This is a genomic window from Bacillus sp. CPT56D-587-MTF, assembly GCF_058792335.1.
Genome location: NZ_JBYTEF010000001.1, coordinates 4,597,676 through 4,613,606 on the forward strand (window position 1 = coordinate 4,597,676; position 15,931 = coordinate 4,613,606).

General features: G+C 36.6%; 15 protein-coding genes and 4 pseudogenes. 8 read left to right on the forward strand and 11 right to left on the reverse strand.

Annotated elements, in window-relative coordinates:
* Positions 1–6: 6 nt before the first annotated feature.
* On the reverse strand, positions 7–1,008 hold the full coding sequence (yutH, locus tag AC3WVZ_RS23785; RefSeq protein ID WP_233935495.1) for a spore coat putative kinase YutH: 1,002 nt from the start codon (positions 1,006–1,008) through the stop codon (positions 7–9).
* A 120-nt stretch (positions 1,009–1,128) separates the two neighbouring features.
* Here yutH and AC3WVZ_RS23790 point away from each other — a divergent pair, with 120 nt between their 5' ends.
* The gene (locus AC3WVZ_RS23790; protein ID WP_000665103.1) at positions 1,129–1,620 is read left to right on the forward strand and encodes a phosphatidylglycerophosphatase A family protein; all 492 of its coding nucleotides are present in this window, start codon (positions 1,129–1,131) and stop codon (positions 1,618–1,620) included.
* A 23-nt stretch (positions 1,621–1,643) separates the two neighbouring features.
* Here AC3WVZ_RS23790 and AC3WVZ_RS23795 read toward each other — a convergent pair whose 3' ends face one another.
* Complete coding sequence (locus AC3WVZ_RS23795) at positions 1,644–2,123, reverse strand: GNAT family N-acetyltransferase (protein WP_233935496.1); 480 nt, start codon at positions 2,121–2,123, stop codon at positions 1,644–1,646.
* Between the two features lie 622 nt (positions 2,124–2,745).
* Between AC3WVZ_RS23795 and AC3WVZ_RS23800 the strand changes: the two genes are divergently transcribed.
* Positions 2,746–3,327, forward strand: a complete 582-nt coding sequence (locus AC3WVZ_RS23800) for an NAD(P)H-dependent oxidoreductase (protein ID WP_233935497.1) — start codon at positions 2,746–2,748, stop codon at positions 3,325–3,327.
* A 34-nt stretch (positions 3,328–3,361) separates the two neighbouring features.
* Here AC3WVZ_RS23800 and AC3WVZ_RS23805 read toward each other — a convergent pair whose 3' ends face one another.
* The 4 genes from AC3WVZ_RS23805 to AC3WVZ_RS23820 form a co-directional block, all read right to left on the reverse strand.
* On the reverse strand, positions 3,362–3,892 hold the full coding sequence (locus AC3WVZ_RS23805; RefSeq protein ID WP_000289908.1) for a hypothetical protein: 531 nt from the start codon (positions 3,890–3,892) through the stop codon (positions 3,362–3,364).
* A 113-nt stretch (positions 3,893–4,005) separates the two neighbouring features.
* Positions 4,006–4,770 carry a TIGR01457 family HAD-type hydrolase gene (locus AC3WVZ_RS23810; RefSeq protein ID WP_000276467.1) on the reverse strand — a complete coding sequence of 255 codons (765 nt, stop codon included), beginning with the start codon at positions 4,768–4,770 and terminating at the stop codon, positions 4,006–4,008.
* A 109-nt stretch (positions 4,771–4,879) separates the two neighbouring features.
* Positions 4,880–5,512 (reverse strand): helix-turn-helix transcriptional regulator, encoded by a 633-nt coding sequence (locus tag AC3WVZ_RS23815; protein WP_000503345.1) that lies wholly within the window; start codon positions 5,510–5,512, stop codon positions 4,880–4,882.
* Between the two features lie 80 nt (positions 5,513–5,592).
* Positions 5,593–6,033, reverse strand: a complete 441-nt coding sequence (locus AC3WVZ_RS23820; RefSeq protein WP_000274006.1) for a DUF86 domain-containing protein — start codon at positions 6,031–6,033, stop codon at positions 5,593–5,595.
* A 147-nt stretch (positions 6,034–6,180) separates the two neighbouring features.
* Here AC3WVZ_RS23820 and glpX point away from each other — a divergent pair, with 147 nt between their 5' ends.
* Together glpX and AC3WVZ_RS23830 are read left to right on the forward strand one after the other, a co-directional pair.
* Positions 6,181–7,152, forward strand: coding sequence for a class II fructose-bisphosphatase (gene glpX, locus AC3WVZ_RS23825; RefSeq protein ID WP_000439090.1), 972 nt, complete (start codon positions 6,181–6,183; stop codon positions 7,150–7,152).
* A 17-nt stretch (positions 7,153–7,169) separates the two neighbouring features.
* Positions 7,170–7,436 (forward strand): DUF3055 domain-containing protein, encoded by a 267-nt coding sequence (locus AC3WVZ_RS23830; protein WP_000392606.1) that lies wholly within the window; start codon positions 7,170–7,172, stop codon positions 7,434–7,436.
* A gap of 149 nt (positions 7,437–7,585) precedes the next feature.
* On the opposite strand, the pseudogene AC3WVZ_RS23835 reads toward AC3WVZ_RS23830, so the two are convergent.
* Positions 7,586–7,738 (reverse strand): annotated as a pseudogene (locus tag AC3WVZ_RS23835) (RNA-guided endonuclease InsQ/TnpB family protein); the annotation flags it as partial.
* A 93-nt stretch (positions 7,739–7,831) separates the two neighbouring features.
* Here AC3WVZ_RS23835 and tnpC point away from each other — a divergent pair.
* Positions 7,832–9,234, forward strand: a pseudogene (tnpC, locus tag AC3WVZ_RS23840) (IS66 family transposase).
* Positions 9,235–9,350: 116 nt separating this feature from the next.
* Here the strand turns inward: tnpC and AC3WVZ_RS23845 are convergent.
* Positions 9,351–10,685: pseudogene (locus AC3WVZ_RS23845) on the reverse strand (RNA-guided endonuclease InsQ/TnpB family protein); the annotation flags it as partial.
* Between the two features lie 412 nt (positions 10,686–11,097).
* Between AC3WVZ_RS23845 and AC3WVZ_RS23850 the strand changes: the two are divergent.
* Complete coding sequence (locus tag AC3WVZ_RS23850; protein ID WP_001174567.1) at positions 11,098–11,595, forward strand: hypothetical protein; 498 nt, start codon at positions 11,098–11,100, stop codon at positions 11,593–11,595.
* A 139-nt stretch (positions 11,596–11,734) separates the two neighbouring features.
* Here AC3WVZ_RS23850 and AC3WVZ_RS23855 read toward each other — a convergent pair.
* Positions 11,735–13,104 (reverse strand): annotated as a pseudogene (locus AC3WVZ_RS23855) (IS1182-like element ISBth7 family transposase); the annotation flags it as partial.
* Positions 13,105–13,236: 132 nt separating this feature from the next.
* Positions 13,237–13,539 carry a YutD family protein gene (locus AC3WVZ_RS23860; RefSeq protein WP_000435943.1) on the reverse strand — a complete coding sequence of 101 codons (303 nt, stop codon included), beginning with the start codon at positions 13,537–13,539 and terminating at the stop codon, positions 13,237–13,239.
* A 118-nt stretch (positions 13,540–13,657) separates the two neighbouring features.
* Between AC3WVZ_RS23860 and AC3WVZ_RS23865 the strand changes: the two genes are divergently transcribed.
* Entirely contained in the window at positions 13,658–14,236 is a 579-nt protein-coding gene (locus AC3WVZ_RS23865) for a YhcN/YlaJ family sporulation lipoprotein (RefSeq protein WP_233935502.1), read from the forward strand.
* Between the two features lie 34 nt (positions 14,237–14,270).
* Here AC3WVZ_RS23865 and AC3WVZ_RS23870 read toward each other — a convergent pair whose 3' ends face one another.
* A complete protein-coding gene (locus tag AC3WVZ_RS23870; RefSeq protein ID WP_063220577.1) occupies positions 14,271–15,005 on the reverse strand; it encodes a MerR family transcriptional regulator in 735 nt (244 codons plus the stop codon).
* Positions 15,006–15,105: 100 nt separating this feature from the next.
* Here AC3WVZ_RS23870 and AC3WVZ_RS23875 point away from each other — a divergent pair, with 100 nt between their 5' ends.
* On the forward strand, positions 15,106–15,921 hold the full coding sequence (locus AC3WVZ_RS23875; protein WP_002164635.1) for a YhfC family intramembrane metalloprotease: 816 nt from the start codon (positions 15,106–15,108) through the stop codon (positions 15,919–15,921).
* Positions 15,922–15,931 lie beyond the last annotated feature (10 nt).

The window sequence follows — 15,931 nt, forward strand, 5'->3', positions numbered from 1 at the left end:
ATATTTTTAAGATAACCAATCTAATTTTCTAATCCCAAGCTTATCTACTGGTAAACGAAGTGAGCCATAAAAGTGCTTCATAAATTGCTCTGAGCGGTTCACATCGTGTAAAATGGCTTCTAAGCGATCTCTATATATGCTTTTTTGTTCTCCGTTTCCAGTTTGATAATATCGTTCGACCGTTTCAAAATAGTGAAGCGGGAACAGGAGCCTTGCAAATAATAAACGCCAACCAAATGAGGACAGCGAGTAATTCCGTTCATAATCTGTAACAAATTGAACGATTGTTTGATCCCAGTCTTTCTTTTTTTCAATCATCATATAGCGAATCCATTCTGCTATATCTCGAGTTGGGTGATCATACACCCAATCAAAAGGAAGTTTGAGACGCTTCGTTTGATGCCATAATAAAGGTGTGAATCGTTCTTGGCAAATTGTCGCTGCATCCGTTAGTTGCGGCGTATCATCCATTTCTGTATCAACAACATATTGAATGGCATTTTCTGCAACTCCTAAGTAATATGGGAAGGATTCAATAAACAATTGATCGAATACGTCTGTAGGGTGGTTCATCACTTGTGATTGCCAAAACTTTTCTAACTGATCGAGTCTCTTTTCCCATAACGCTTTCCATTCACCAATGCGGCTTAATTGCTCGATTTCTTCTGGAAAGAATGCACCTCGTTTATGGAATATAGAAAGTTCACTCCCTAATGACGTAGCATGTCGTTCTAACGCTCGCATACCTTTTAATAAGCAGTAATTTTGTTCTTCTATCTCACTTACATAGTAGCCGTGTATAGTTGGAACGAAAGTCGCTACAGTTATATCCCCTTGCTGGTTCATATAGTCACTGAGCTTTTTCATCTCTACAAGTACTTCTTCCTCCATTTCTCCAATTGGAACAAGTACATAAATTTTGTTGCGAATCCAAAAGCTTTTATAGGGGCCAAGGGGGATTAATTCTTTAACATGCATGTGATAATGCTCATAAATATGCTGAATCATCGCAGTCGCCACCTATGGTTTTTCTTTATATATATGAGCTTGTGCTCGCCTTTCATTCCTATGCACATGATAAAGCAACGAAACGTATACAAATACTAAAAAGAAAAAAAGGTGATAAACATGAAAGAATCAAATCAACTACAAGAAAGAGCATTACAACTATTACAAGAACGTGGTGTAACAATTGACGATATTGCTGAACTTGTTCATTTTCTTCAAAAAAAATATCATCCAAATTTAGAGATGTCAGAATGCCGTTACAATGTAGAACGTGTACTATCAAAACGTGAAGTACAAAACGCACTGATTACTGGTATCGAGCTTGATGTCCTTGCTGAAAAGGGAATGCTAAGTGAACCGTTACAAGATATTGTAAAACGTGATGAAGGCTTATACGGAATTGATGAAGTTATCGCACTTTCTATCGTGAACGTGTACGGCTCTATCGGTTTCACGAACTTTGGATATATTGATAAATTAAAACCTGGTATTTTAGAATACTTAAATGATAAATCAACTGGAAAGGTGCACACGTTCCTTGATGATATCGTTGGCGGAATCGCTGCCGCTGCTTCAAGCCGTTTAGCGCACCGAGCTGAGCACTCAGAATAATAATGTTTTCTAGGCCGTCAGTTTCATTCTGACGGCCTTTCGTATTCCATAAGCATAAATTCTCTTCCGCGACTCAAAAAAATAGTCCCTTGTTTAAATCCGATATTTTTATATAACGTAATCGCTCTTGTATTAAATGTCGCTACGCTTAATCGAAACATTTTTGCATTAAACTCTTTCGTGGCAAACGCTATTCCAGCTTGGAAAAATTCTTTCCCCATTCCTTTCCCAGTTAACGCCGGTTTCATACCAAGTCCGATATCAATCAAATCTTCTCCATCATATAAATTAGCATCTCTTCCACCTGGTACTTGTGCATTTTCTCCAAAACAAAAATAGCCGATGAACTCTCCTTGATCGTCACAACAGCCATAATACGTTCCATCTAATAGCTCTTCTATTACTTCTTTCTCGCCTGAAAAACTATATAAACTATAAGGTTCCTCGTACGTCCACGTATTTATCTCCATCGCTTCTTCTTTTGTTAACACATGTATATCCAACCTTCTCACTCCTTATCAAATTTCTATATATTTACTCATTCATTTTTCACATTAAATTTCCCTCTAATTGCAATATGCAGAATTACATACGCACAGCTATTAAACAGATGGTACAATTTATTTGAATCGCTGTTGCTACACTTCTTGATTAGAGAAAAGGCGTTAAAACGGAAATTAGCGTCTTATCAACCTCAAGCAATTGGCACATTTTGTCATCTTAAAAGACACTCGAACGAGTGTCTTTTTTTCTATATCCAACAAGGACTTACTCATTTCAAAGTATAAATACATAAAATAATGTAAATCATGACACGCATGAATCACTTTCTAAAAGTTATAAAGTAGATTCAAAATAAAAAAGCACTCTTAACTAGAGTGCTTTTTACTTTCAAACAAGGAGGCTACATATATGGATAGTACTCTCGTATTTAACTTTGGCATTGGTATTGTTATCATTTTATTCGTCTTCTTTGTACTTTGTATGAGCGGGGTATAAAAAGGCGATTTTCGAGCGTCTTTTTATACATACATATGTATTACTTGACTTCTATAAAAGTAGTAACCATAATAGTTACAGAAATACAAATAACTATTCACATATCCACAAATAGGAGGAAGAAAAATGAAACATGTAATCGTTTATGCACACCCGAATACAGAAAGCTTCAACCATGCGATTTTAGAAACGGTAAAAAGTGAATTAGAAGGAAAAGGTCACGAAGTACGCGTTCGCGATCTATACGAATTAAACTTTAATCCAGTATTAGGCGCTTCCGATTTCATCTCATTTTCTCAAGGAAATACACCAGAAGATATTAAAGAAGAACAAGAATATATCTCTTGGGCTGACAGCATTACATTCATTTATCCAGTGTGGTGGGCGGGACTTCCTGCTATTTTAAAAGGATACGTTGACCGTGTATTTAGCCATGGATTTGCTTATGCTTACGGTGAAAACGGCATTGAAAAGTTATTAAGCGGTAAAAAAGGATTGTTATTATCTACAATGGGCAATACGAAAGAGGCATACACAGCAGGCGGCATGTTTGATGCAATGAAGAAAACAGCGGATGTTGGTATTTTTGAATTTACAGGCATTGAAACAATTGAGCATACATTCTATACAAGTGTCCCTTCTGTGGATAATGATGTGCGTAAACAATATCTTGAAGAAGTAAAAGACGTTGTGAATCGTGCATTCTAATAAAAAAACTCCGGCTTTAACAACCGGAGTTTTTTTATTTCATCATTAATTTCGGAATATATCTTTGAAGAATGCTTTCTAATTCATTCATATCTTCCTGTCTAATAAGTAAATTCACATTGTCATTCATTTTTTCTCGCCCGCGATATAAAAATATATTTTCTTTTGGATTTTCCCATGTTGATGTTTTATAGCCTTTCAATTCTTCATATGAATAAAAGTTTAATCCATCTATTACACCTTTTTCATATATTTGTACACTTTTAATAAGATGTATAGCTATTAAAGTCATAAAACAACTTGCTACAGCATGAATACCTAGCTGAATAAAAAACTGTTCAACTGTATCAATATCGCCACTTACGTACTGAGCATATATATACATACATTGTCCAATGAAATATGCTGGTCCAAGTAATGCAATCCAACGTCTTTTCACCCGAGGATACATTGCAATAAGTTTTCCTGCGCTTTTTTTCATTTCATTTATTATATATATTTTCCATAGAACAAAGAACAAAACGCATAATGTAAAAACAAGCATAATACATGACATCCAGTACATTCTTATTCCTCCCTTATATCAATACATTTAAATTTTACATTCCGCATACCTATAGTACATATGCAATTATGCATAAAAAATGCAGGTAACCTCTTCCGGCTACCTGCATTTCATTACATCTTCTCAATCCACTCCGTCAAGTTATGCACAACTTGCGTCGGTTGAACTTCGTATTCTGTTAACTTCTCCACAGTTGTGACTCCAGTGTGGACAAGAAGCGTATGCATACCAGCATTTATTCCTGCTAAAATGTCTGTATCGTAGTTATCCCCAACCATTAATGCTTCATTCTTTTCTATGCCAAGCACTTTCAAAGCTTGTTCCATAATGATTGATTCTGGTTTTCCGATAAAGATTGGATCCACACCTGTTGATACTGCTACAACTGATGTTAATGAACCATTACCTGGTAATAATCCTCGCTCAGTTGGGATGGCAATATCCCCATTTGTAGAAATAAACGTTGCGCCATTACGCACAGCAAGACACGCTTTTGCTAATTTTTCATATGTGATGTCACGATCTAAACCCACAACAACGAAATCAGGATTTTCATCCACAAGTTCAAATCCTTTTTCCACAAGTGCATCGTGTAAGCCTTCTTCACCAATCATATATACAGTTGCGTCTTGTTTACGTTCATAAATGAAGTTCGCAGTCGCCATACTCGTTGTGAATACTTGCTCTGCTTTCGCTGGAATATCGAAACGAACAAGCTTTTCTGCTACCTGTTCCGGTTTGCGAGTTGAGTTATTCGTAACGAATAAATATGGAATGCCGCGCTCTCCTAATGCTTTTACGAAGTCGCTTGCTTCTTCAATTTGTTCTTCTCCGCGATACATCGTACCGTCTAAGTCAATTAAGTAACCTTTATACATCGATTATGTCTCTCCTTCTATGCTAACGTTCTCACCTTATCATACCACTCTTATATTACCCGCTTTTCCAAAAGAAAAAAACGCTTTACCTTAAAGCGCCCCATAACGTTCATTTTTTCTCTTTTATTTGGTAAGAACAACTACAATCGCCCTCGCACATATTTGCTAGCGTTTTCACTTCTGCGTTCGTAAATAAACGCTTATACATTTCTTTTTCATCTTCACACACTTGCGGGAATCTCTCGGCAATTTCCTTTAACGGACAGTTTTGTTTTTCAATTACGAAAGATTTCTCTCCATCTCTCTTTATTTGAACCATATAACCATTTTTCTCTTGCATAGCTGCTATCTCTTGCACTTTATATGCTAAATTCTTTTGATTACTCACTCTCTTTTGTAACTGTTCTTCCATTCGCTTCGTTCTCTCTTTTAAAACGTAACGAAGTATTTTTTCATCGCCCATTCGAGCTAAATCTTCTAGCATATCAATCGCAAATTGCTTATACTCTTTCGGGAATGTATCTTCTCCCTTTTCGCTTAATCCATACAAATAAGTTGGTCTTCCGACATGTTGCCTTACCATCTTAGAATAAATGAGTCCGTCTTTCTCAAGATTACTTAAATGTCTTCGAATCGCCATTTCTGTAATCTCTAAAACGTCAGCTAGTTCCGCTACCGTGTGCTCTCCCTTTACTTTCAACAATTGTACAATCTCGTCTTTCGTAGTACGTGCTTCCCCCATACTTCACCCTTCTCCCTTTTCTTTCTCACATACAATATAAGATCCCCAAAAGGCATTCTCTGGGGATCTTATAAGCATAATTATTCTGGTACAAATGCAGATACAGGTCCTAATTCCTTTTCTAAATAACTGCGAATATTTGCTGGGTATTTCTCTACCACTGCAATATGTTTTTGAATCGTCTTATATAATTCATCATGATTCATTTGAATATAATCTTGCGTAAGCATTTTTCGAAGAAGGATAATTTCTTTCATCCCTTGTCCATCTTCTTCACTTATCACTCGCTCGTCCATTAAAATATCAATAATATCTTCATAGCTTCCTGGATCGCGCATAATAAATCCATCAATCATCGCATTTCCTACATCTAATACACAATCAATAATAAGATGGGCTATGCGCTCTAATGCGTAAAATTCAAACTCGGTTTCATATATCTTTTTCTCTTGAAATGTACTTGTTGCTCGTTCTAAACATACTAGCATTTGTTCTATTTTCTTTCTGTCTACAAAATACATGAATGTCACCTACCTGGAAATTAAAGCATTTACATTTTAATTGTAACGCTTTCTTCTGAAAAAATCGACAATTTTTCGAATTCACCTTTTCTCCGTTATTTGTTATAGTTATATTTGTATGATTTTTGAAATTGGAGGAATGGAATCTTGGAACGTGAACTCGCACTAGAAATTGTCCGTGTAACAGAAGCAGCAGCCTTAGCATCCGCACAGTGGATGGGCCGCGGAAAGAAAAATGAAGCAGATGATGCAGCAACTACAGCAATGCGTGATATGTTCGATTCAGTAAACATGGCAGGTACAGTTGTAATTGGTGAAGGAGAACTTGATGAAGCACCGATGTTGTATATTGGTGAAGAACTAGGAACAGGTAATGGTCCAGAAGTAGACATCGCCGTTGATCCATTAGAAGGTACAAACATCGTTGCAAAAGGTCTTGCAAATGCAATGGCAGTTATTGCAATCGCAGACAAAGGGAACCTTCTTCATGCTCCTGATATGTACATGGAAAAAATCGCGGTTGGTCCAAAAGCAGCTGGTAAAATTAGCTTAGATGATCCAATTGAAAAAACAATTGAAATTGTAGCAGAAGCTAACAATAAAAAGATTCGCGATCTAACAGTTATCGTTCAAGAACGTGAACGTCATCAAGATATTATTGACCGTGTTCGTGCAAAAGGTGCACGCGTAAAATTATTTGGTGACGGTGATGTTGGTGCGTCAATCGCAACAGCACTACCTGGAACGGGTATCGACTTATTCGTAGGTATTGGCGGAGCTCCAGAAGGTGTTATTTCTGCAGCAGCATTAAAGTGCCTTGAAGGTGAAATGCAAGCTCGCTTAGTTCCAATGAACGAAGAAGAAGAAGCTCGTTGTCGTGAAATGGGATTAGAAGATCCTCGTCAACTTCTTATGTTAGATGACTTAGTATCTGGGGATGATGCAATCTTCTCAGCAACTGGTGTATCTGCTGGTGAGTTATTAGACGGTGTTAAATTCCTTGGCGGAGACTTAGCTGAAACATACTCTATCGTAATGCGTTACAAAACAAGAACAGTACGATTCATTAAAACGCATCACCATTTAGATCATAAGCCACACTTAAACTTAGATATTTAATAAAAGGAGCCATGTGTATGGAAGAACGTTTCTTTCTGTACGACGACACTGTCGCTACAAAAACTCGTTTCGTTAGCTTTATGGGAGAAAATGAGCGTCATGATTTAGCGCTATTATACTCCGATCGTCATTACGGTAAAACAATTGTCCTTGATATGCAGCGTAATAAATTCGCAATCATCGGCGCTGACGATTTAAACGAACCAGGCTACTTAGAGCACGCATTTTCTATGACTGAAGAAATTGCAGAAGAATTACGCTCATTTTTATTTGAACTTATATAATTTATCTTAGGCACCAGCTTTTTAGCTGGTGTTTTTCATTATAATTATTTTAAATTTTCAATCTTTTAATTATAATTAAGAATAAATCTATTTGGATGAACACTCCCCCACTTAGCAAAGCTTGAAGTGGGGGTTTCTAACGTTTCGACCTAACGGACGATTAACGTCAGGGGAGTTAACACATTAGCGAGCTGTTTCACACCTAACCCCTCTATCCCATTTGTCCATGCATTTGGGATTACTTTTCGTAAAATGTTAGCCGCAGCATTTACATCTGCATGAATTAAAGTTTTGTAACTACTCAGCCACCTTTCGGTGTCTTTTTTAAATTTTACTAGTTTCATATGCCTCCCATTTGTAAATACTGAGTATATCAAACAGGGGAGGTGAATCTTATGGTCGATCGAAAAATTATTTTAGATACATATAAAAAAGGACCTGAAGCTGTTATTTCTTTATTTGAAGAAACATTTTCTAAGTTAGAAAAACGTATACAAGAACTAGAAAATGCTTCAAAAAAAACTCCAAAAATAGTCATAAGCCACCTTCTACAGATGGTTTGGGTAAGCCCGTTACAAAAAGTTTGCGCAAACCGTCTCATCGTCAAACGGGTGGCCAGTTGGGCCACAAGGGACATACTCTTGGTTTGACAGCGACTCCAGATCATACGATTACACATTCTCCTACATATTGTACTTGTTGTCATACTTCCTTGAACCACGAGCCTGTAAAAGGGTATCGCATTCGCCAAGTGTATGACTTACCACCTATTCAGATCGAAGTGACAGAACATAAAGTAGAACAGAAAGAATGCCCACATTGCCATTCTATCCAAGAAGCCCAATTTCCTTCGACAGTATCTCGTCCTGTTCAATATGGTCCAAATATAAAAAGACTGATTCCCTATTTAACGCATTATCAATGCATTTCTTTGAAGCGAACAAAAGAATTCTTTCAGGATTGTTTTGGACATTCTATAAGCGAAGGAACCCTGGTAAATCATACACAGGCTTTCGCTTCTCAATTGCAGCCATTCATAAAAGAAGTAAAGGAAAAGATTCTGCAGTCTCCTGTTGTCCATTTTGATGAAACTGGTATGCGTGTAGAAAACAAAACACAATGGTTACATACTGCCAGTACACCGGAGGTGACATTGCAACATATTCATCAAAAACGTGGAAAAGAAGCAATGGATGCTGGAGAAATCTTGCCATCTTTTTCTGGAATTGCGATGCATGATGGTTGGAAATCGTATGATGCGTATACAGATTGTCGTCACGTTTTATGTAATGCCCATCTCTTACGAGATTTACAAGGAATTATAGATAGTACTGGAGAACAATGGGCACAACAGATGCAGAAATTTCTAACGCAAGCGTTGACGATGAAAAAGCAATCCGAAGGTACCATGCCAAAAGCGACGCAAAAGAATCTGTTTATTATGTATCAATCCATATTGAAAGAACAACAGATTCTTTCCACGAAACAAAAGAAGAAAGGAAAGCAGACGCCTTCTCAAAATTTATGGAATCGCTTCGTCAAGTATTCTGACAGAATTCTAGCGTTTTTAGAACATCCAGCCATTCCATTTGATAACAATCAAGCAGAACGGGATATTCGGATGACGAAAGTAAAACAGAAAGTGTCTGGGACTTTCCGAAGTAAGAAAGGCGCAGAATCTTTTTGTCAGATACGAAGCTTTATGAGTACCATGAAAAAACAAAAACAATCGGTCTTACAAGCGATAAACCAAGTCATAGAAACTAGAACGGTTCCTTGGAATAACACGACTTCATAAGAGAATTTCTCTATTTGGCATAGATTCTTTCTCTGATTGGAGTATTTTCTTTTCATGTTTTCGAATCGGAAACATGTATTTGGCCTGTTTTTTTATTTGAAGAAGCTGAGTAGTTACAAAGTTTTATTTGCTGAACAATATATGCCGCGCTTTATTCGTTTTCCTGAAAAAGTTGTATTTTGGTCATTTTCTCCATACGTTGGAATGAAGTCGTTATCCAGAAAACTTGCTTTCGATGTATATGATTCTTCAGTTACAATAACTTGAATGCCTACAGCATTTGCTTTGTATGTAATCATTTGAATCAATAAACTATGTGGGATATGACAAAACGATTGGTTATTTCTTTTTCCCATATTTGTTTCTTGTTTCCAACTTTTGTTTTGACCAATAACGATTTTACAAACATCTTCTTCTTGTGCTAGTTTTACGATATGGTGACTAACTTTATGGAAGACGTCTTTTATTTTCAAGTAACGTTTTTGATGAAGTTTTTCTATCCTTTTAGAAGTAAAAGGTCCTTCATTCGTTTGTTTTCCATTTCTAAGAATGCTTGTAAAATGACTCTTCATTTTGTTGTAATATTGATTTATGCTTTTGACATGTTTGCCCTTAACAAGGACAGGTTTCATACCTGTGTTTGTTACGATGGTTGCAAGGTTATCAATACCTAAATCAATACTCATATAACGAGCATTCTCTTCAATAATTTGTTGTTCAGAAGGAACATCAATTACCAATTCCACTACATATTCATTGTATTTTGGAATCACACGAACTTGTTTCAGTTTACCTTCAGTGAAACCTAGTTTCCCAATATTTAATTGCAATTTCGTCTTTGGAAACTTTAAAAATCTACTGTTTTTAATGATGCAATCTTGGTTTGTATACAGAATCTCTTTTTCAGAAGAACGAATATACTTTGGAATCCTAGGCATTCCAGCATATTTGTTTGGATTCTTTTTATAGTCTTTTAAACTAGCAAGAAAAGATTTCCAATTTTGGAACACACCTTTCATGATTGACTGGCTACATTGCGTAGGCAAAGCTCGATAATCATTTTGAATCATAGCCTTAAATAGTGCATCTAGAAAGTTGTAATCTACATAAGGTTTTTCAAAATTAGGTTCTGAAAACAAATTACATGTAATCTCTTTCTGTTCTTCTTTAGGCTTTAATTTCTCTTTTTCCAATTTCTTCTGATAGGCAAGAAGTTGTGTGTCATTCATCTTACCAATATTTTTATGAATATGATCCAGAACTTCTTTTTGCAATGGCTGTAACTCTTTTTCTTGTGTTAATCCAGTGTACACCTGGCGTATATAAAAGTTTGTAGTGTTGTACATATTCTTAGCGTTATGACAACATTCTTGAAAATAAGAATACATACGATGCCCTTTTTTAATCCAAATTTGAAGGGTTTTATAGTTTGATGGATTTTCTTTTGCCATTTTATTCACCTCCTTGTTAAGGATATTATAGCAAAAAAGAACATACGTTTCTGTTTTTCTCAAAAATAAAATATTTCTTTCGATTCACCTCACCACCTTCACTTACGTTTAGAGGTGGGGGTCCTCTCGAAAGGCATGATAGAAAGGACATTTACGACGTATGCCAACAACTAATTTGTAATGGACCAGCAATTGGATAGCATTACTCTCAAAAAAGCACCGTGCTTTTTCAAGGGAGTAGTCTGCCCATTCCCATTACAAAGGAGCGTATTGCATCTGTAGTATGATGTTTACGGAGGTTCCTCTTTGGGGACCTCCTTTTATTCTTGTCTTTTTCTCATGCCTTCATACTACAAGACATCCAAATAGCTGTATTACGTTCCTTTACCACTACTATAAGAGGTGAAGGAAAATGCAGAAAGTACAACTTTCTTGGAGTTTATATGAAAACGAGCAAAACACAATCGAAAAATATTGTAAAAATTGCAGACGTACTACCCTATTTACCGACACAAATATTCGTAGGCATAACGCCAACGGAAAAAACATATACCGCTTTGCCATTTATAAATGTCCGAAAGACCATACGTGGAATCAAAAACTTCGTATTTATAAAGCATTTACTGATCACGTTGAAACAGTCGATATGACGCAGCAGGATCAGCCAGAAACAACTACTACCATTTCCATTACGCAACATCAAGAAAGCGGCATAACCGAAATCACGATCGTATTAGATATTGTTTTCGGTTCCCACCGCATCGATAAAGCCTTATCCACATATATTTCCGACTGGAGCCGTACACGCATTGTGGATAAAATTAAAAATGGGGATATTCAATTAAACGGACAACAAATGAAGCCAAATACAATACTTTCTGAAGGCGATCATATCTCGATTTGTTTGTAAGCAAAAATATGCAAAAAATCCTCTTACAATTGTAAGAGGATTTTTTTCAGAGTGTTGGGAAACCCTTTAGGGTTCCCAACACTCTGGAATCTTTTTTGATTTTAGCGAATAAAAACAACATAAAATAATAGAATTTTAAAAAATAGCCCTCCACCTGACCCTTTTTGGTCAGGTGGAGGGCTATTTTTTTCATGTTTTGACAAGCTGCGGTGAGATAAGCTTGCATTTGGACAGACTTCAGCCCTCGAAACCGGGCATAGCGGTAGCCATGTAGTTCTTTGGCGTCTGCAAAGCTTCGCTCTATAGTGGAACAGCGTACTTTATACAACCTTTTCCCTGTAGCTGTTAGCTTGTTTTTTCTAGCAATATCCTTATATTTCTCCCACACATGATGAGTGATAACTTTTTGTTTTTGTTTCTTTGAAAAGCACACCTCACGTAACGGACAAACAGCGCAGTCTTCTGGATTCGATTTGTATTGACGGTATCCTTCACGATCAGTTGTTACATATTCTAGAATACATCCCATCGGACAAGCGAAAACATTCATTTCTTCTACATATTTAAATTGGCTTTTCGGTACTTCTTTATTCCGTTTTCCAAATCGGCGATACCCCATCACCATAAATATATTCCGTTCTGATAGTTTCTTACAGATATATCCTGTAAAATAGCCAGCATCAAGGGCAACAGCTTCTACTTTGAAGTCGAATTTATCAATCTGAGCTTGGAGGCGTGCTAAATACGGCTCGGAATCTGCCATATTTCCAGCCGTTACATAGGTATCTGTAATAATATTGTACTTCGCATCAGTCGTACGATGATCCAAGAAATGAAAACCATTTGGTTTTCCATCTCTCATTAAAAATCCACTATCTGGATCCGTTGTACTTATACGAGTTTTTTTGGTAGGGGTATCACTTTCCTTTCTAGGTTTTAATTCTTTTTTCCATGTACCTCACGATCTTCGATTACCGCAGCTTCTAGCTCGTCTATATAAAACTTTGCTTTTTCTTTTTTATATTTATGTACAAATTTATTTTTATTGGCATTGGCCTTAATATGTGTAGAATCTGTCATCAGTGCACGTCCTCCTACCATCCGGTGCTCCGTCGCTTGTCTCACAATCTCATCAAAAATTTCTTCGAAAATATTTGTATGAATAAAACGAGTACGACGATTCCAACTGATTGTAGAGTGATCCGGAATAGTATCCGATAGAGAAAACCCTAAAAACCAACGGTAGGCAATATTCGTTTTAATTTCCTTTTCCAATTGACGCTCAGAACGAATACCGTAAAAATATCCAATAAACATCATCTTAAATAAAACAATAGGATGAATGGACGGGCGTCCATTGTTTTCACAGTAATAAGGGCGTAACTTCTCTTCAATAAAATCAAAACTAATTGTCGCTTCAATTGCACGAAGGAAATGATCTTGTGGAACCAACTCTTCTACAGAAACAGATACACGCTCATCACGATGATTTTTTAAAGCACCCATCATAAAAAATCTCTCCTTTTCCTCTTTTTTATCAGTGTTGACACATAAAAAGAGGTTCAGACACAAAAACAGGCTGTGGAGAAGACTTTCTCCACAGCCTGCAAAAAATCCTCTTACAATTGTAAGAGGATTTTTTTATTTCTTCACTTTTCGTAATACAAAATGTGCGCAACCGAAGTTACAGTACTCGTATAAATACTCCGTTAACGTACTAATTTTCGTATCATATGTCGCACGTTGGTTACTATCATCAAAGAATCCGCGCAATCTAAGTTGCTCATATCCCCAGTCCCCAACGATGTAATCATATTTATTTAAAATTTCTGCATAGCGCTCTTTAAATGCTTCTTCACTAAAACCGTCACGAAAGTTTTTAATTACTTCGTACTGAACATTATTAATGCTCACCGTAGCATGAATCTCTTGCTTTTGCTCCATCATTAACTTCCTCTCTAAGCATTCTTCTTTTTATCGTATCACAAAGCATAACAACCAACAATTTCAAATACAAAAAATTGCAAATTAGTACATGCTATGGAGAAGGAGGTGATACATCGTGAAAAAACAAATTTTACTTTCCCTTCTCACTCTTTCCTTATTTGCAGGCTGCCAATCAGCGAACAAAGCTGAAATGGAACGTGAAGAAGGAAGCCGTGTTCTTGTTTCCAATAAAAACGACATGTATCATACGGAAAATACAAATACAAGACTCACAAAAGTCGGTTATTCTTCTAAACAAAAGCATGAAGTATCTAACAAACAAGTAGGGGCCATTAATCGCGAGAAGGTCGCTGAAATGATTACAAGCATGACAGTCAAACTTCCTGACGTTACAAACGCTGCTACACTCGTTACTGATGATGAAGTGTTCGTTGTATACCGTGCAAACACAACGGATCCAAAACTCGTAGCGGATCAAGTATATAGAGCTGCTTTGTCCATCGTTCCTCGCTATTATAAAGCATATGTATCAACAGACCAAAAGTTGATTTCTCAAATTCAAGGGCTTCAATCTGGCGCATTAAATGATACAGAATATACACAAAGCCTCGATATGTTAAAACGAGAAATGAGTAAAAATCCTCATTTGAACAATACGGGAGATCAGACTTTGAATGATATGATTAAAAAGTAAAACAGGTGGAGAAAATCTCCACCTGTTTTACTTTTTATTTTTTATTACGATCCGCATAAACCTCCATCGCATCACACATAAACTGCGCTAATCCCTCACCAAACTTATCGATATTTTTCGTAAAACGCTCATCAGCGACGTACATTTGACCGAGTCCTTTAAAAGCATCTAACGAATATTCACCGAAGTTTTGCAAGTAATCGTACCATACTTTAATAGCTGCCTGCGCCTCTTTAGAATCTGGTGCATCGTGTCTAAGCGTTGCTAAATTTCTATAAATAGCATTAAACTCCTCTTGGTTCTCTTTTGACATACCTTTTGCATATTCGTTCGCTTTATCTACAGCTGCGTCTCCCCATTTTTCACGTGCTTCTTCTTCATATAGGTTATGGCTGAAATCGAATCCTTCAAATTTCTCTTTATTCGTCATTTCAATCTCTCCTTTTGTATGCTGAATTGTTTTATCAATCGTCGCAATCACCTTATCTAATCTGGCACGCTTTTCAAGAAGCATCTTCTTATGGAGCTGTAGTGCCTCTTCGCGATCAAATGATGGACTCATGATAATCTCTTTAATTTTCTTCAAAGGGAAGCCAAGCTCTTTAAAAAACAAAATTTGCTGCAATGTCTCTAAATTTTCATTGGAATACAGACGATATCCAGACTCTGTCGTCTCATCTGGGGTTAACAACCCAATTTCATCGTAATGATGCAGTGTGCGCACACTAATTCCAACTAAATCAGCTACTTCTTTTACTCTCATTGTCATTTGTATCTCCCCCTTAGTACATACGATAAAGTATGACGCAACGTTAGAGTCAATAAGTAAATTCATTTTCTTTCTAAAAGTTTCATCTCTCCCCTATTTCATGCATAATAGATATGTACATATATTAGAAAGCGGTGAAAGTATGGTTTCAAATACTGTAATTGCCAGCATCATTTTTCAACTCATTGTCTCGATTCTGGTCCCAATTATCGTACTCGTTTATTTCCGTAAAAAATATAATATGAATTGGAAAGTGGTCGGCGTTGGTGTTCTTATCTTTATCGGATTCACCCAAATTCTTGAAACACCATTCCACCTATTTATGCGCGGTAATCCAACAATCGCTCCATTTTTAGAAAATCCGTTTGTCTTCGCAATTTATGGCGGATTGACTGCTGGTATTTTTGAAGAATTAGGACGCTTCGTTGCCTTCTTCTTCTTACTAAAAAAATATCTAGAATATAAAGATGGCTTCGCTTATGGAATTGGTCACGGCGGAATTGAATCTATTTTAATTGGCGGTTTTTCTGCATTACAAGCATTAATCTTTGCTAATTCTATTAACGATGGTAGCTTCGCTCGACTGATTGAACAAAAACCCGAGCTTAGCATTTTACAGGACATGTTAATTCAGCAACCTGCCTACTTATACTTCCTTGGTAGCTTAGAAAGAATTATGGCACTCGTGCTTCAAATCGCCTTTACAATGCTTGTTTTATACGCAGTCAAACAGAAGAAATATATCTTCCTAGTATACGCTATACTATTCCACGCATTTGTAGACTTTTTCGCGGCACTTTACCAAACAAAAACAATCAATATCTTTGTTGCCGAAGGAATTACCCTTCTCTTCACAATTGGGGCTGTCGTTCTTATTCGCAAGATGAAAGCGAAATTAATGAGTGTGCCGGAGTAAAAAATAACCC